The sequence below is a fragment of the Arthrobacter sp. UYCu512 genome (genome assembly GCF_040547075.1).
Classification (GTDB): domain Bacteria; phylum Actinomycetota; class Actinomycetes; order Actinomycetales; family Micrococcaceae; genus Arthrobacter.
The window spans coordinates 20,120-35,991 of record NZ_JBEPPA010000022.1 but is presented as its reverse complement, the minus strand read 5'-3'; the positions used below and the strand labels follow the sequence as shown (position 1 = coordinate 35,991).

The window sequence follows — 15,872 nt, the reverse complement described above, 5'->3', positions numbered from 1 at the left end:
TGGAAGTGTAGGAGAGTAACCGGTCGTTCCACATTCGCTCACATGATTCTTAGCACTGCGGTGAGTCAGACCATTGTCCGGAAACCGATCCACAATCGGGCGCGCGGTTGCCCGCCCCGGCAAACCCAATTTGGGCCCGTCACAGAAACTCACCGGTGAGTCTGCCGTGCAGAGCGGCTCAAGGCAAAGCCCGCCGCCGCCGCGACGACGACCCCTGTGAGGAAGGCCTGTACGGCTCCGATGGACTCCCACAGGAGCGCCCAAGGCACAAAGCCTGCGACGAAAACGATGATGGATCTGACAACTCTGTTCTTGGTCCCCATCGTTGAACGGTACCAGCGGCTGTTTTAGCCCTGTCTTTGATTGTGACTCTCAGCAATGGGGTTCGGCGTTTTCGACCGACACCGACAAGCGCTATTCCTTGCATGTTGCAACCTCATAAAGGGATCGGCTTGCGGGCGCTGGTGCGACACCGGGCGATCACAGAATGCCGCCACGAACCGTCCGTTAGGGTAGCGGTCATGACAAAAGGAGCAATCAGGGTCCGGGCGGCGACGGTCGACGACAAATCGATCCTGGCTGCAGCGGCCTTCCAGGCTATGAACGGGAACGGAACCGCCCGCTTCACGCAAGAAGGGTTCAAGACTAACCCCAGTCTGTCGCGCTACCTTGCCGGTTGGCCCCAGGTCGGTGACTTCGGCGTCGTAGCCGAGACAGATGACGGTACTCCCATCGGGAGCATGGTGTCGGAACTTCACCCCTGACAATGCCGGATACGGCTTTGTAGCGGAGGATATCCCGGAACTCACCATTGGCGTTCTGCCGGACTACCGTGGGAACGGAGCCGGTACGGCTCTCATGGCAGGCCCTATCGAGGTCGGACGGTCGCACGGTGTACCGGCCGTCAGCCTCAGCGTCGAGGACGGGAATCGAGCAAGGTTACTCTACGAGCGGATGGGCTTCTCCAAAGTCGGATGTAACGGCGGTTCGGATACGCTGCTCCACAAGTTTGGAAATCTGTCCTGACTGCTGCGCACCCCAAGAGTGGGAGTGCGTCCCGCTGAACCACCCTTGGGTTCTCGCGGTGATTGCAGCACTTAGCGGATGGGTGTTGTTATGGCGGGGTATTCAATTCATTTGAGGCCTGATCTCTTGCAGGTTTTTTGGGCCGGGATGCAGGCGGGTGATTTCATCACCGATGCCGTGGTTCCGATCAATACGAGCCGGCGTACCGGGCGTAGGGTCTTGGCCGAGGCCGGTGGTGTCAGGCCCCGGCGGGGCCGTGATCTGAAGGGCCGTTGCCTGACCTTCGCCCAGCGCGAGGAGATCGCAATACTGCGCGCCCAGGGACAATCTCTGCGGCAGATCGGAGCCGTGGTCGGCAGAGCGGCCTCCACGGTTTCCAGGGAGTTGCGGCGCAACTCGGTGGCAGGAATGCCCTACCGGGGGACCTCAGCGCACGCACTGGCCTATGAGCGGGCCTCGCGTCCGAAACCAGCGAAACTGCACACGAACACCGTGCTGCGTGCGAAGGTGGAAGATGACCTGAAAAAGAAGTACTCACCCGAGCAGATCGCAGGACGACTCCGGGTTGAGTTCCCCGATGAGCCGGAGATGAGGGTGTCACCCGAGACGATCTACCAGTCCCTTTACCTCCAGTCCCGCGGGGCGCTGAAGCGCGATCTGACCGCGTGCCTGCGCACCGGGCGGGCGGTCATGCAGCCCTGCCGCAAGGCCGGCCAGCGGAAGAACCGGATCCCCGGAATGATCAACATTTCCGAACGTCCCCCCGAAATTCAGGACCGGGCCGTGCCCGGGCATTGGGAATCTCAATGCTGTTGTCAAGCAGCCTGGACGCAAATGGTGGGGGCCGTCTCACTCACGGTATTCGGTGTGGTCGCGGAGCATGGCCCAGATGACGTTGATGCGGCGTCGGGCGAGTGCGATGAGCGCCTGTTTGTGGGACTTTCCCTCGTCGCGTTTCCGGTCGTAGTAGGTTCTGGAGGCGGGGCTGTTTTTCAGGCTTGAGAGCGCGGCGAGGTAACAGGTTCGGAGGAGTCTGCGGTTGAAGCGGCGCGGCCGGTGCAAGTTTCCGCTGATCCGTCCCGAATCACGTGGGACCGGAGCCAGGCCGGCGACGCTGGCGAGCCGGTCTACAGAGTCGAATCCGTCCAGGTTGCCGCCGATGTTCGCGAGAAAGGTTGCGGCGAGTACAGGTCCGAATCCTGGCATACTCAGCAAAACATCGGCGCTGTCGTGCTGCCCGAAGAGATCCGTGATCTGGGCATCAACATCGGCGATCTCTACATCGGTTGCGTGGATCTGCTCGGCCAGCCGGACCACGAGGGCCGAGCCCATGGACTGGGCTCGCAGGACGGTGGACTGGGCATTCGCGGCGGCTACGGCTTTTTCAGCCATCTTGGCGCTATTCCGACAGCCGCGTTTCCTGAGCCATCCGGCGAGTCGGGCCAGTCCCATCCGGCGGATACCCTCAGGGGTCTGGTAGCCGCTCAGAAGGGTCAGAGGAGCCTTCTTGGAGTAGTCGAAGGCCCGCTCGAGTGCGGGGAAGTATTCCAACAAGGTGGCCCGGAGCCGGTTGATCGCCCGGACACGGTCACAGACCAAATCGGTGCGGCGGGCAGTGAGCATCCGCAGGTCCACACTGATCTGGTCCGCACTGCGAACGGGTTGCAGGTCGGTGCGCATGCGTGCCTGATCCGCGATGATCCTGGCATCTTTCGCGTCGGTCTTTCCATCCCCACGATACGTCGCTGCGGCGTGATGCACGATCCGCCCAGGGATATAGAGCAGGTGCTGAGCGTGTGCTGCCAGCAGCTCTATCAGGAGCGCTGCGCCGCCGGCGTTTAGATCCGTAGCCCAGCAGATCTCACCACCGGCCGCGCTCTCCGCGACCGCGGCGATGAGCTCGAGCAGCGCGGTTTCGTCATTCTCAACCCGTCTCGACAGCAGCACCGTCCCGGACTGATCGATCACAACGCAATGATGGGCGCTCTTGCCCGAGTCGATTCCTGCCCACACGTCCGGCATGTCTTTCGGTCCCTTCGATCAGCTCCAATTTGTTGGTCCCTGTCGATAACCACGCCGGCACGTCCTTACCCAACGATCAATGTCGTAAGTCTCAATCAGCGGTCGAGTCATCGGCGGGCAGCGGGCGGCCATTCCCAGTGAGCCGTCCAAGCGGCAGGGAGATCTGGGCCATACCCGCCACCCGAGGGTGATCCAAACACTACGACAGCTCCGAAATCACCCACAACAAAATCGTAAGGAGGGCGATCTCATCATCGGCAAAGGGAATCAGTCCGCGATTGGAACGCTGGTCGAGCGGACCACTAATTACACGATGCTCGTACACCTGCCGGACGGGTACAAGGCCGAGCAGATGCGTGATGCACTGACCGCGAAAATCAAGACACTCCCCGAGTCGCTGCGGCATTCCCTGACCTGGGACCAAGGCATCGAGATGCAGGACTGGAAAACCGCGAAGATCGACACCGGCCTCGACATCTACTTCTGCGACCCACACTCGCCCTGGCAGCGCGGCATCAACGAAAACACCAACGGCCTGCTGCGCCAATATTTCCCCAAGGGCACCGACCTGAGCATCCACAGCCCCGCAGACCTCGACTGGGTTGCCCAGGAACTCAACGACCGACCGCGCAAAAGACTAGAGTTCAAGAAACCGATCGAACTGATCGAAAACCTCCTGTTGCAATGACCGCCTGAATCCGCCGATCCCTCACCGGACATCTCTCACTCGTCCTTCTCAGCTTCAGCATGACTGTGCAATGAGGGGGTCGGCCCGCCCGTCTGCTCCGGCACGTCGAGGGGCTAGGAGGGGACGATCGAGGCCTCTTCCACGGATAGGAGTCGGGCGTAGTTCAAGCACATGCTGAGGCTTTCGTTTGCAGGGACACGGGCACCGTTCAGGGAAACCGACACACCCTCGGACAGAGGCGAACTATCGGGAAGAACCAGCGACTCACCATCGAATTTTGTGCCTTCTGGAAAAACCAATGTGTAGTCATCACCGTCTTCGGCGCGGACGATAAAGCAACCAGCTCCGTCATTGCCGAGGCGTCCGGTGAGCTGTGCTTTTTCTCTCGGAGCGGACGACGGGCCAGAATGAACCACGGCCTTTTTGCCGCCATCACTGAGAAGTAACTCGGTTGGCAACTCCTGCTTCACCGAAGGAGAGACGCTGACAGTGGGAGATTCTTGGGCTGCCGCGGCGCAGGAGGCCAAGGAGAGAGCAATGACGCTCAAAGCGCCGAAGGAAAGTGCGTTCTTCATTTCTGTCCCCAATCAGAATTGTTGTGTTGCCTTAGCCTAAAGCTGTGGCGGAAACCGGGCATCAACTCGACTCTTACTGAAACGAAATTGGTAACAGGTTGTCTGTTGGAACATCTCTTCCGGTGTGATGCTGGGACGAGCAGCCAGTTGGAGCTTGAGGTCAGACGGTCAGCTTCTGCCTAGCGGACGCGAGCCTGGGCAGCGACGACGACCTCTAGCCACAGCCGCCCTGTAGAGGATCCCCTTACGGACATGCAGTGGCTGTGCAGACGGCTTTGGAAATTTTGTGCAGACGACTTCGGAAAATCACAGCGGCAACCGGATCCGCATCAATACGGGAATGCACGTTTACCCCGCACGGTAAGCATGCACGCTGAACGGGGGTCAACTGCAACTACCTGACTCCTACCGCTTGACAAGACATAGAAGCATCTACTTCACCCTCTGGATGGTCGCCCCCTCCGGGGAACTTGCCGGGACCCGCCCCGTCGACCGCCTGAAAGGCGGCCCCGCTCCCCTGCTCCGCGCGCTGGAATCCTTCCGCTGTCATTAGATTTGGCCCTTGGCCTCACCCGTAGGGTGCGTACCGTTGGCCCATGGGACTCATCTACGGCCCCGACCTGGCAGCCCTCACGCTGGCTCGCGGCGGAAGAATCCCAAGGACACGGCGCCCTGGAGGTAAACATGCGCGACTATCTAATCGGCCCGAGACGACGCAACGGCGTCGCATACCTGCAAATGGTGGCCATCACTTGCTCGACCAGCAGCTCATGAGCAATCGCGGTATTGCATTCATCCTCGAATGTGACTAGAGTCACCGGAGTCAGGGTAAGAATTGGAGACCTCCTGTTGGAGGTTCTAATCTGCCCTTTTTTTGTACCCAGAAACGGCCTCTAACATAAGGGTTTCCCGACAGAGAGGTCGGCCAATTGAGTAATTTTGTACTTCGCGGCGTGCAGGACGTTGTTTCCTATATCGATGAACGCCCCAAGATCTCCGGCCGCGCCGGATTGATCTGGTGGCTGGCTCTTGGAGGCTTGTTTCTCGACGCATTTTCCAACTCGGCATTGAGCGCTGGACTTGGACCGATGACAAAGGACCTTCAGTTGAGCGCCACCCAAGTGGCTGTCCTCACATCACTGGCGTCCTGGGTGGCGATTGCGTTCAATCCGATCGGCGGCTGGATGGCAGACAGATGGGGCCGCATCCCACCGCTCATTTTTGCCAAGGTTCTGGCGCTCGTTGGTGCCGGTCTGGCCGCGTTTGCCCCCAGCTTTGAGATGGTACTGGCGGGCCGGTTCTTCGTCGGCGCCGCCTACGGAATCGACTTCGCTATCGCCATGGCTCTGCTGGCCGAATTCACTCCGGCTAAGTTCAGAAGCCGCCTTAACACCTGGCAGGGGATCTGGTACACGGCAGTCTGCTCCAACCTGCTGCTCGCGATCCTCTTCTACAACATGGGCACCGGGGCCTCCATCTGGCGCTACGCAGTAGGTTCCGCGGGAGTCGTGGCCCTAATCATGTTTGTCGCCCAGTTTCGCTACCTAGTGGAAAGCCCCACGTGGGCGGCCCGTAAAGGGCTTCTGGAACGCGCCGCCGCGTCCATGACAAAGATCTACGGCCATCCCTTCACGGCCGCTGCGGAAGAGGACCGCACACCCATCCTGAACCAGGCCACCCGCGGCATAGCGAACGTCGCATTGATCTTCAGAGGCAGCTATCGACAGCGCACCATTCTGGCCGGAACGGTCCAGATGGCCCAATCCATCCAGTACTTCGCAGTCGGCTGGTACCTGCCAATCATCAGCTTGACACTGTTCGGGCAGGATTTCGTCGTGGCAACACTCGGCGCCCTGGTCTTCAACCTCTTCGGCATCGTGGGAGGCTTCCTCTCACCGAAAATCGGGAAATACTTTGGCCTCCGCAAAGCCTCAGCCCTCGGGTTCGGCGCAGTGTTTGTCATGCTGGTGATCATGGGCCTGTTCTATCAGAGCATGCCGATATACCTCGCCTTCCTCGTGCCCTCACTGTTCATCCTGTTCCATTCCGGAGGGCCCGGGGCCAACGGCAAGAGTCTGTCGACGCTCTCCTTCCGCAGCGAGCTGCGTGCTGGCGCCAACGGCGTCATTGGGGCGATTGGAAGCATGGGCGCCGCCCTGGGCCTGTTGGTTTTTCCCCTGTTGAAGGAGGGCTTGGGCCTAGGCCCGACCTTCTTGATTCTCTCTGCCGTTCCGCTGACCGCCTGCATCGTCTGCTCCGTAATTAAGTGGGATCCGACCCGGGCTCTCCTGAGCCCCGACGAAGAGCTGGACGCCCCGCAATTCAAGAGCGACGTCGCCCGCGTCGCGGTCCCCACGCCCTAACCCGAGGGAGCGAGCTCATGACCATTCCGGCCATCCTGGCAATAGATGAAGGAACAACGGGCACACGTGCGGCATGGGTCACGGCCGACGGGGGCGTGCACTCCCTCGAGTACCGCCACCTCACCGTTTCCAGCCCACGGGCAGGTGTTGTGGAGCAGGACGCAAATGAAATCCTGGCGAAGACCCTGGATGCCTGCCGCGCCGTGGTCGCCCGCGCCGAAAAGGCGGGCGTCCAGATCCAGGCTGTAGCCATAGCCACCCAGCGCTCGACGGCGGTGCTGTGGGACAGGCGCAGCGGCCGCGCGCTGGTGCCCGCCATGGTCTGGCAGGACAGCCGCTATGCCGAAGAGCTCGCCGCGCTGGGTAGCCTCTGGAACGAACGGCTCGTGGCTGCGGTGGGGCGGCCCACAGGCGTGCGCTCACCGTACCTTTGGGCCGCGCACCACCTCCGGGAAACCCCGGAGGTGGCCGCGGCCCACAGGGAAGGGCGGCTTGGCTTCGGAACGGTCGAAACCTGGCTCCTATGGAACATCACCATCGAGCACAGCTACTTGGCGACGGCCACCAACGTCACATCGGCGGGCGCCTACGTGCTGGCCGAACATGCCTACGAAACGGCGTGGATTCAGGCGCTGGGCTTCCCACTGGATCTGCTACCGGAACTTCGACAGGACGTTGACGCGCTGGGCCACACCGATGCGGCGAAGCTCGGCATCTCGGTGCCGATATTGGCCGCCATGGGGGACCAACATGCCGGCACCGTCGGACTCGGATGCATCAACTCTGGCCAGGCAATGTGCGTTCACGGTACCGGCAGCTTCGTTGACCTCGTCACCGGAGACATCCCGCCCCAAAAGCCTGGCCTGTACCCCGGGACTCTGACCTTAACGGGCTGGCGCCGGCAGCATCGGACTGTGTATGCGGTGGAAACCTTCACGGCCACCACCGGATCTGCGCTCGATTGGGTCTGCGAAACGCTGGGCTGGTTCAGCTCCGCCAAGAAGGTCAGCGAGCTTGCCGGCACTGTGGATGGCTCCGGCGGCATCATGTTTGTTCCTGCCTTGACCGGAATCAGGACGCCCGTCGTGGAGCCCAAGGCACGCGCTTCTCTGACCGGGTTTTCGCTGTCGAGCACCAGGGCCGAAGTGGCCTATGCCGTACTGGAAGGCATCGCTCAATCCGTAGCCAGCAGCACGGAAGCCAACGCGGAAGTCGCAGGGATAGAAGTCAGTGAGATCGTTGTCGGCGGGGGCATGTCCGGCAGCGACCCGCTCATTCAGATGCAGGCCGACCTGACAGGGATCCCGATGCGCCGCCTGCCAGGGTCGGAGGCGGCAAGCCTGCGCGGAGCCGCTTTCATGGCGGGCGCCGACGGTCTGCTGTGGGACTCGCTGCCCGGGGCCGTCTCAGTGCTGGGCCAAGGCGAGATCTTTCACCCCCGCCTCTCCGAGGACCGCAGGATGGATCGTCGCGCCGAGTGGGCCGCCCGCATTTCCGCCGAACTTGAAATGGTGCGGAACTAGGCGACCACAGCCTCAATCCGCTTCACAGACCGCACCGCCGAGCGATCGCACGGATCACCTGGCGCACCTAGAGAGACACGAATAATGATTTCCATGCCTTCACGCAAGCCCCGGGCGGAACGCGCCCACATGGTCTCCGACACGCCGCTGAGAATGGAACGGGCCGAACAAATAGACAGCCTTGACGGCGGACGCTTTGACATCATCGTAGTTGGCGGCGGCGTCACCGGCGCCTACACCGCGATGGACGCGGCCCAACGCGGGTACCGAGTGGCCCTGCTGGAGAAAGACGACTTCGCCTCCGGGACCTCTTCCAAGTCCTCCAAGATGATCCATGGGGGTCTGCGCTATATCGAACAAGGTAACCTGCCCCTTGTTCGCCACTCATTGTTGGAGCGTCAGCGCCTCCGCAAAAACGCCCAGCACCTGGTCCAGCGCCTGCCCTTCCTCTTTCCGATCCTCTCCCAGAACGGGGTCCTTGACCGCCGTCTGGCGGCCGGATTCGAAAGCCTGCTGTGGACGTACGACCTGGCCGGCGGGTGGCGCGAAGGTGTGCTCCACCAGAAGCTGACCAAGAACGAGGTTCTCTCCCATTGCCCCACCTTCAAGGCGGAGCATCTGGAGTCGGGTCTCATGTACTACGATGCACGGGCCGACGACGCCCGGCTCACCTTAGCCCTCGCCCGAACTGCAGCTTTCCACGGCGCCACCGTTCTCAACGGCGCCAAGGTCAGCGAGGTGACTCGGAACGGAGACAAGGTCAGCGGCGTCATCGTCGAAGTCGGTGGCCGGGAAATCCGTGCCGAGGCAGGCGTCGTCGTCGTTGCCACCGGGGTGTGGCTTCGTGACTGGACCGGCGCCGGCCGCGGCGCCGACGCGCCAAGCATCCGTCCCGCCAAGGGTGTACACATAGCCGTCCCCTGGACCAAAATCCGCAACGACTGCACGGTCACCATCCCAGTTCCCGGACGCAACCGTCGAGCCACCATCACTCGTTGGGGGGATACCGCCTACCTCGGCACCACGGACGAGGATTACGACGGCGACCTCGATGATGTGAACTGCACCCGCGAGGAAATGGACTTCCTGCTCGACGGCGCGCGCACCGCCCTGAACATCGACATCGAAGCGGAGGACGTCCTGGGCAGCATCGGAGGCTGCAGACCCCTGGTCGCTCCCCCGGGCGGCAAAACTATCGAGGTCAAACGTAATCACGAGATCCGCACTGACCCGGACGGGCTCGTCACGGTGGTCGGCGGCAAACTGACCACCTCCCGTCACATGGCGGAACAAACCGTGGACGCTGCCCAAAAGGTCCTGGGTAAGCATCGTCGCTGCCGGACCAAGAACGCACACCTGCTGGGGGCGGCCGGGTACGATGCCGAGGCGATCACCGCCTCTGGCGGCTTGGCCTCCCATTTGGGAGAGCGCTACGGCACGGAAGCACGCTTCGTCACGGACATTCTGGCGGAGGACCCATCGCTGAACACTCCAATTGTCGAAGGCCTGCCTTATCTTGAGGCCGAAGTCGTGTATTCCGCCCGGCACGAGATGGCCCGCAGCGTCGATGACATTCTGTCGCGACGGACCCGGTCCCGCATCATGGCCAGGGACGCCTCCTCCGCCGCCGCCGCCCGTGTGGGCGAATTGCTGATGAAAGAACTTGATCTGTCGGCAACCGAAATTGAGCGTCAAGTGGCCACGTATCGAAACCAAACTGCGCACGAACGCGCCATCCTGATGGGAGTTAAGTAGAAATGATTAGCAAGGAAGCAGTAAAACGCGGCTACAACCGGGGCAACTACACCGTCGGTGCACCCACCCAGCCCCGGTTCGCTCGGAGCCTTGGAGCCGTCTCCGGCGAGCCGACCTTCTCCGCCAACCCTGTAACCGTCCCGGCGGAAACTATCAGACGGCTGGAGGCCCTGGCGGACCGAGTGGTCGTCGATCCCACGCTCGTTCGGGACGGTACCCGCGACTGGTGGGCCGGGACCATGATCTCCGAGACCGGAGGACGGCCGGTCACGCCCGGCGCCGTAATTGTGCATATCTCCAGCACGGAACAGGTGCAGCAGGTAATGCGGGTCGCCCACGCGGCGAACATCCCGGTCACCGTCTCAGCCGGGCGCAGCAACGTCACGGGATCTGCGCTTCCCATCAGCGGGGGTATCGTGCTGGACGTCTGCGGCCTTGATAAGTTCACCTCATACGACGAGGAAAGCCAGCTCGTGGAAGTGGAAGCTGGCGTTTTTGGTGACATCTTCGAGGAGCGAATCCAGGCCGACTACGGCATGACACTTGGGCACTGGCCCTCCTCCTATGCCATCAGTACAGTGGGCGGCTGGGTGGCGTGCCGAGGCGCCGGCCAGCTCTCGACCCGCTACGGCAAGATCGAGGACATGGTCCATGGGCTAGATGTCGTTCTGGCCAACGGCGACCTCGTGACCGTCGGCAACGGCACCCGTGCCGCGGTCGGCCCCGACCTTCTCCAACTCTTTATTGGTTCCGAGGGCACCCTCGGGGTCATTACGAAGGTCCGCTTCAAATTGCACCGACTACCGGACCACGGCCGCGCCATCGCCTACGGGTTCGCTACTTTTGCGGAAGGCCTCAAAGCCTGCCGGCAGATCATGCAGCAGGGTGCCACCCCCGCGGCTCTGCGCCTGTATGACGAGCTTGAAAGCGGCCTGCAGTTTGGTCTGCCGAAAACCAACGTTCTGCTCGTCGCCGATGAGGGCCCGAAGGAGATAGTGGAGGCAGGGCTAACCATCAGCGAAGGAGTATGCGCGGCTAGTGCTGTGAAGCTTGACGGCGACGCCATCTTCGAAAGATGGCTGGACACGCGATACCTGACAGGCAAGAGCGCTGAAGGGTTCACGCCCAGCCCCGGTCTCGTGGCGGACACTTTGGAAATGATCGGAGCCTGGAAAGACTTGCCTGCCATCTATGACGAGGTGGTCGCGGCAATTAACGCCGTACCCGGTACCTTGGCTGGTTCCGCTCACCAGTCGCATGCTTACCTGGACGGCGCTTGCCTTTACTTCTCGTTGCGCGGAGATGTGGCTGTAGACGAGAGAGCGCGATGGTACCGGGCTGCCTGGGATGCGGCCAACGAGGTTATACTCCGGCACGGGGCCACCCTCAGCCACCACCATGGCGTTGGACTCCTGCGTGCGCCGTACATGGCAGAGTCTTTGGGTAACGGATTTGATGTACTCCGCACAATCAAGGCTGCGCTTGATCCCAAGAATCTACTTAACCCGGGCAAGATGGGACTGTAGTTCTCCACTACGGCAGCCCCGCTATCCACTATCCCTTGACGACGACACGAGTTCTCTAAAATGATTGATTTTCCTCATGATCTGGACATGAAACTCACCAGAAATCCGGTGATCGCCTCAGTCTTCGGCGCGGGATCTGTGGCCGGGTTCCTAGACTCCGGCTGCCAGCTCTGCATCCTGGCCCACGTGTCACTGCATGAGCTGGAGGGTCTGCTTCATCAATTAGACCGAGTGGGAAAATTCACCTTCGTCAACATGGATGCCTGTTCCGGGCTAGGCCAGGACCGGGGTGCGGTGGAATACCTGAAAAAGATAGGCATCCAGGGCGTTGTCAGCACCAAGACAGCCATGATCCAGCGCGCCAACAGCCTGAACATGGTGACCATGCAAAAAGTCTTCGTGACGGATCGATCCAATCTTCCCCGCAGCGCAGCCGCGCTGGAACAGAGTAGACCCCATCTCGTGCAGGTGATGCCCTGGCCCGTGATCGCCCACCTGACAGAGGGCGAGAAGCGCAGCCTTTCGCCCTTCATCGCCGCCGGTTTCATCCGTACCGAGTCAGACGTAGCCACGGCGCTGAGGGCAGGCGCCAAAGGCGTCTCCACCAGCGCCAATGAACTATGGGATCAAGCCGGCCATCAGCCAAGCTAACCAGTCCACTCAGAAAGAGGACCATGGCCAAGAGATACCTACAGGTAATTGCCCACTATCGCGCTAAGCCAGAAGAAGTGGAAACAGTTTCAGGACTGCTCCACGAACTTTCCACGGCCAGCCGAACGGAGGCGGCCAACATTTCCTACGAGTACTTTCAGGGGGTCCAAGACAAGGCGCACTTCGTCATCCTCGAACGCTACCGTGACGCAGATGGCTTCGCCGCACATCGCGCTCAGGACCACTTCAAGGCCATCGGCCTCGGACAGATCATCCCCAGACTCGAAAGCCGGCAGATTGAGAGCTACGAGGGCCCCCTCGACGATTGAACGGCCGCAGTTTCCCCAGGACTCCGGAAGTTCTCGGTGCGCTCCCGATCCGGGAAAGATAAGGCCGGTGGGCAGGTTCACGTGGTGATCGACTCGTTTAGCCGCGGCACCGGTCGAGTCACGGATCTGATTCCTGGCCGATCCGGACGGCCGGATGACGCCATCGGTGGAAGAGGTGATCGACGGGCTGATTCGCAAACGCTATCAGGAGCAGCAGCAGCTTTGCCTGGCGGCGGTTCACGGCGACATAGTCCGCGCGGGTTCGGAGGAGGGAGTGCTTGCCCCGGCGCCTTCGTTGAAGGAGGCCTGCCAAAATCAATCAGAGGACGCCCCGTAGACGTGGCCGCAACCCGGGATCTTCCACCACTCCGTTTCATTCCGCTCTTGCCCGGCCCGCGGGAGCGGGATTACATGTTCGAAGTAACTTCACATCACCTCAAAAGATCGAAATAGGCCGTATCTGTATTCCAAGCTATTGGATGCAGTAGCGTGCCAACTGCGGGATTTAGCGCACTGTACATCATGCCGTCCCCCGCATAAATGCCAACGTGTCCCCAATCGGCTGGCCCTTGTGCGTTCTGGACCACCAGGTCCCCCGGCTGCGGATTGTCGGTCCGAGTACCGGCCCTCCATTGATCCACTCGCGGCAGATTGACCCCGGCCTGGCTGTAGATCCACTGGACGTAACCGGAACAGTCCCAGGCTTTGAAAGCCGTCCCGCCCCACACGTAGGCACCGCCGACTCCTTCCTGGGTAAACCGCAGGATGTCTTTGCGGATTTCGCTCAAATTTGTGGGAACAACCGGGTCCGTCGGGGAATGCAGCGCATCGGAGCACCTGGCCGGTGTTATCCCGCCGTCGAGCGCCTCAACGATGGCCGTCGCGTCAGCCTCCCACCGCGCGTACAACTCCGGGAACGCCGACACCTGGACGGCTTGCGCAGCTTCGCCTTTGTTCATGGATTGCCAACCGCGAATATCTAATAGCCCGGGTGGGCTGCCATGGTTGGGGCCGGCAGGTCCGCCGTAAAAGGCTCGCACGTTGTACTTGGGATCCATCAACTGTTCAACGGTCCCCCAGCCGGCCGCCGGGCGCTGTTGGGCGGTGCCGAGGGAATCGTGGTCGCTGCCGAGGCCGTCATGCGGGTACTGGAGCGAGGCTGGTACGTTCACGTTGGCGAGGACTCTGAGGCTGGATTCCTGCAGAGCCATCATGATTGCGATGATCTGGCCGTCCCGGGGGACCCCCAATTGCTGGCCGATCGAAACGTAGTCCGCCGCGACGGTCATTTGCCTGGCGGTCACACTGACCGGGGCCAGGCTGCTCACGCGGATTCTCAAGGCGCCAGTTTCGATGGCGCCGGGCTGGCCAGCAGTGCCACTCTGCGAGCAGACGGGCGGGGTGTCGGCCGCGCTCGCGCCGAGCACCGCCACGGCTGCGCTAAACGCAATGGAACCCACCAAGATCAAGATTGAGGCCGCGGCCAGCGAAAGCCGCAAAATGGCCCGGCGCTTGACCAGCCCAGCAAACACGATGGCGGCCGGCATCAATAGACGATCCTGCTCGGTGTGGCGTAAAAACCGACCATGACGCAATGATCCGTCGGGGCCGTAACAGCCGGCGGGCAGTTCACCATGACGCTGACAGGTGCCGTGTAGGTATTGCGAACAGAAATTGATTGATCCAGGACGTCGACCGAGACTGTGCACACATGCAGTCCCTCCCATGGCGCCGGCCGCTCCCGAACCCTGGCCAGCTCGCTGTCGCAGTGCAGGGATTCGACCGCGGCCGAACGGTGCGCCTGCTGATCAGCCAAAGTCGCATAGCTTCCCGCGTTGACCCCGGTCGCTTCGAACTCCTGCACCAACACTGCCAAGGGATTGGACCCGTCCGGCAGCACGTCCCACCAGCCGCGGAGCCGTGAGTAGACCTCCGAGTAGGAAGACGTTCGCGTGTCCCAGGTGTAGATCGCCGTCGCCGCCGCGGCGGCGAGCTGGCGGAAGTCAGCAGTCAGGGGTGCGCCCTCCGGATCGGCAATCACAACGTCGGGAGCCACCGTGGGAGTTTGTGCCTTCGTCCCGGGGGAAGCGTTCGCCGGGCTCTGAGGGATCGGCGTCGTCGACGGCCCTGCAACCGGAGCCTCTGCGGGCGTGCGCGACGGCCGCGTGAGAGCGATGAGCGCCGTGACCACAACCAAGAGGGCGATTGCGACGATCCACCATCGACGCCGGCTGCTTGGGCCGGGTAGCGCGTTTTTCGGAAAGACGTACATTCGGGCCTCCTTCTCGCCTGTTCATGGCGAGAGGACAGGTCCACAACATGACTCAGTAGGCAGTCCGCGTCCCGGCCTGGAGAATCCTCCATGCGGTTTGATACAGCCGGCGTGCGAAGCCGATCTGGACAGCCAGATAGCGTTCGGTGACTCCCAACTGGGCCGCCAAAGCTTCCAGCGCCCTCTTCCGTTCGGGTCCTCGTAGTCCGGGGCGAACGATACTTTCAGCTGTTCTGCGGAGTACCGGCGTGGGCAGGCACTCTGCTGCGCGCTGGCATACGTCTCCGATATTGCTAATGGCCGCCTGCTCAACGTCCAGGGCATTTCGAACAGTTTTCGCCGTCTGGCGAACCACGGTCACCGCGTGCCAGCGCCGGCGGTCCTGTGGCGACGGCGGACCATAGTGTCGCCGCCCGGTGAGACTGTCCACGGCAAGATCCCAAACTCCTGGCGGCACGCTGGCCCGGGTCAACTCAATGACCATTCGCGCCCATTGTTGGTCAATAATCTGCTCGGCACTTTGACCTCCACCCCGGTCCATGCCCAGCAACACCAGAGGAGCAAATGCCGCCGGCCCGTCGGCATTCCCTGGTTCCATGATCAGCGGGAGTGTCTGATGGCTCAGCTCCCGACGGGTGTGCGCGGCGCACACGTTCGCGCACACGCCCTGAACCCACGCACCAAAGGGAATACCGGGGAGCTGGCGGTAATGCCCCCGGGTCACCCCATCCCACACCGCGACCCGGATGTCCTGCATAACGTCGTCCACATCGCAGGCCCGGCCGATCCGCGAGAGATGCGAAACCACGTACCGCTGAACGCCGTCGACGGCGATCATGATTTGATCTACCGGAATGGCAACCGCGGCGGACTCCGGCGCACCGCGCAGGGAGATGTCGATACTTCCTACACTTGGCTGATCTTGTGGGGCCTGATTCAACCTGGCTTCGACTCGCATGGTCTTCACCGCTTCGACTAAACGATTCCAATAAGTCCGGCACCGGCACGACCGGCGCCCTAAGAGTGGCAGCGAAAGCCAAGGCCGACCACTACGACAGGAAAGCTATACAAACTATTCTCAAAGATAATTAAAGTATCGTCAAGACTGCGGGTCTTACTTTTCGGGGATCGTTCGGTGAGAA

At 61.7% G+C, this 15,872-nt stretch carries 14 protein-coding genes and 2 pseudogenes; 10 read left to right on the top strand and 6 right to left on the bottom strand.

All coding sequences use genetic code 11. From position 1 onward, the window contains the following. Window positions 1-149: 149 nt before the first annotated feature. The gene (locus tag ABIB49_RS17525; RefSeq protein ID WP_354157489.1) at window positions 150-323 is read right to left on the bottom strand and encodes a hypothetical protein; all 174 of its coding nucleotides are present in this window, start codon (window positions 321-323) and stop codon (window positions 150-152) included. A gap of 198 nt (window positions 324-521) precedes the next feature. Between ABIB49_RS17525 and ABIB49_RS17520 the strand changes: the two genes are divergently transcribed. The 3 genes and pseudogenes from ABIB49_RS17520 to ABIB49_RS17510 form a co-directional block, all read left to right on the top strand. After that, entirely contained in the window at window positions 522-764 is a 243-nt protein-coding gene (locus ABIB49_RS17520) for a hypothetical protein (protein WP_226775193.1), read from the top strand. Next, a complete protein-coding gene (locus ABIB49_RS17515; protein WP_226775194.1) occupies window positions 718-1,026 on the top strand; it encodes a GNAT family N-acetyltransferase in 309 nt (102 codons plus the stop codon). The genes ABIB49_RS17520 and ABIB49_RS17515 overlap by 47 nt, the downstream gene beginning before the upstream one ends. Window positions 1,027-1,104: 78 nt before the next feature. Next, a pseudogene (locus ABIB49_RS17510) lies at window positions 1,105-1,831 on the top strand (IS30 family transposase); the annotation flags it as partial. A 44-nt stretch (window positions 1,832-1,875) separates the two neighbouring features. On the opposite strand, the gene ABIB49_RS17505 reads toward ABIB49_RS17510, so the two are convergent. Continuing rightward, window positions 1,876-3,048 carry an IS110 family RNA-guided transposase gene (locus ABIB49_RS17505; protein ID WP_226774816.1) on the bottom strand — a complete coding sequence of 391 codons (1,173 nt, stop codon included), beginning with the start codon at window positions 3,046-3,048 and terminating at the stop codon, window positions 1,876-1,878. A gap of 238 nt (window positions 3,049-3,286) precedes the next feature. Here ABIB49_RS17505 and ABIB49_RS17500 point away from each other — a divergent pair. Next, a pseudogene (locus ABIB49_RS17500) lies at window positions 3,287-3,736 on the top strand (IS30 family transposase); the annotation flags it as partial. 113 nt (window positions 3,737-3,849) lie between these two features. Here ABIB49_RS17500 and ABIB49_RS17495 read toward each other — a convergent pair. Next, entirely contained in the window at window positions 3,850-4,311 is a 462-nt protein-coding gene (locus ABIB49_RS17495) for a hypothetical protein (protein WP_283480700.1), read from the bottom strand. Between the two features lie 929 nt (window positions 4,312-5,240). Between ABIB49_RS17495 and ABIB49_RS17490 the strand changes: the two genes are divergently transcribed. The 6 genes from ABIB49_RS17490 (at window position 5,241) to ABIB49_RS17465 (ending at window position 12,458) form a co-directional block, all read left to right on the top strand. After that, on the top strand, window positions 5,241-6,674 hold the full coding sequence (locus ABIB49_RS17490; RefSeq protein ID WP_283480699.1) for an MFS transporter: 1,434 nt from the start codon (window positions 5,241-5,243) through the stop codon (window positions 6,672-6,674). Between the two features lie 17 nt (window positions 6,675-6,691). Beyond that, window positions 6,692-8,197, top strand: coding sequence for an FGGY family carbohydrate kinase (locus tag ABIB49_RS17485; protein WP_283480698.1), 1,506 nt, complete (start codon window positions 6,692-6,694; stop codon window positions 8,195-8,197). Window positions 8,198-8,290: 93 nt separating this feature from the next. Then, entirely contained in the window at window positions 8,291-9,952 is a 1,662-nt protein-coding gene (locus ABIB49_RS17480) for a glycerol-3-phosphate dehydrogenase/oxidase (protein ID WP_283480697.1), read from the top strand. Between the two features lie 2 nt (window positions 9,953-9,954). Then, the gene (locus ABIB49_RS17475) at window positions 9,955-11,478 is read left to right on the top strand and encodes an FAD-binding oxidoreductase (protein ID WP_283480696.1); all 1,524 of its coding nucleotides are present in this window, start codon (window positions 9,955-9,957) and stop codon (window positions 11,476-11,478) included. A gap of 87 nt (window positions 11,479-11,565) precedes the next feature. Continuing rightward, the gene (locus ABIB49_RS17470; RefSeq protein WP_283480695.1) at window positions 11,566-12,129 is read left to right on the top strand and encodes a glycerol-3-phosphate responsive antiterminator; all 564 of its coding nucleotides are present in this window, start codon (window positions 11,566-11,568) and stop codon (window positions 12,127-12,129) included. Continuing rightward, window positions 12,099-12,458: a putative quinol monooxygenase gene (locus ABIB49_RS17465; RefSeq protein ID WP_349359456.1), complete on the top strand. Its 360-nt coding sequence runs from the start codon at window positions 12,099-12,101 to the stop codon at window positions 12,456-12,458. The genes ABIB49_RS17470 and ABIB49_RS17465 overlap by 31 nt, the downstream gene beginning before the upstream one ends. Before the next feature lie 431 nt (window positions 12,459-12,889). Here ABIB49_RS17465 and ABIB49_RS17460 read toward each other — a convergent pair whose 3' ends face one another. The 3 genes from ABIB49_RS17460 to ABIB49_RS17450 are packed head-to-tail and all read right to left on the bottom strand — an operon-like array spanning window position 12,890 to window position 15,697. Next, window positions 12,890-14,005 carry a C40 family peptidase gene (locus tag ABIB49_RS17460; protein WP_283480692.1) on the bottom strand — a complete coding sequence of 372 codons (1,116 nt, stop codon included), beginning with the start codon at window positions 14,003-14,005 and terminating at the stop codon, window positions 12,890-12,892. Continuing rightward, window positions 14,005-14,730, bottom strand: a complete 726-nt coding sequence (locus ABIB49_RS17455) for a hypothetical protein (RefSeq protein WP_283480691.1) — start codon at window positions 14,728-14,730, stop codon at window positions 14,005-14,007. The genes ABIB49_RS17460 and ABIB49_RS17455 overlap by 1 nt, the downstream gene beginning before the upstream one ends. Before the next feature lie 52 nt (window positions 14,731-14,782). Continuing rightward, window positions 14,783-15,697, bottom strand: coding sequence for an RNA polymerase sigma factor (locus ABIB49_RS17450; RefSeq protein ID WP_283480690.1), 915 nt, complete (start codon window positions 15,695-15,697; stop codon window positions 14,783-14,785). Window positions 15,698-15,872 lie beyond the last annotated feature (175 nt).

Coding starts and splice junctions, on each gene's coding strand:
- ABIB49_RS17465 (WP_349359456.1), top strand. CDS start 12,099: ATGGGATCAAGCCGGCCATCAGCCAAGCTAACCAGTCCACTCAGAAAG.
- ABIB49_RS17525 (WP_354157489.1), bottom strand. CDS start 323: ATGGGGACCAAGAACAGAGTTGTCAGATCCATCATCGTTTTCGTCGCA.
- ABIB49_RS17495 (WP_283480700.1), bottom strand. CDS start 4,311: ATGAAGAACGCACTTTCCTTCGGCGCTTTGAGCGTCATTGCTCTCTCC.
- ABIB49_RS17480 (WP_283480697.1), top strand. CDS start 8,291: ATGCCTTCACGCAAGCCCCGGGCGGAACGCGCCCACATGGTCTCCGAC.
- ABIB49_RS17455 (WP_283480691.1), bottom strand. CDS start 14,730: ATGTACGTCTTTCCGAAAAACGCGCTACCCGGCCCAAGCAGCCGGCGT.
- ABIB49_RS17515 (WP_226775194.1), top strand. CDS start 718: ATGACGGTACTCCCATCGGGAGCATGGTGTCGGAACTTCACCCCTGAC.
- ABIB49_RS17470 (WP_283480695.1), top strand. CDS start 11,566: ATGAAACTCACCAGAAATCCGGTGATCGCCTCAGTCTTCGGCGCGGGA.
- ABIB49_RS17485 (WP_283480698.1), top strand. CDS start 6,692: ATGACCATTCCGGCCATCCTGGCAATAGATGAAGGAACAACGGGCACA.
- ABIB49_RS17475 (WP_283480696.1), top strand. CDS start 9,955: ATGATTAGCAAGGAAGCAGTAAAACGCGGCTACAACCGGGGCAACTAC.
- ABIB49_RS17505 (WP_226774816.1), bottom strand. CDS start 3,048: ATGCCGGACGTGTGGGCAGGAATCGACTCGGGCAAGAGCGCCCATCAT.
- ABIB49_RS17460 (WP_283480692.1), bottom strand. CDS start 14,005: ATGCCGGCCGCCATCGTGTTTGCTGGGCTGGTCAAGCGCCGGGCCATT.
- ABIB49_RS17520 (WP_226775193.1), top strand. CDS start 522: ATGACAAAAGGAGCAATCAGGGTCCGGGCGGCGACGGTCGACGACAAA.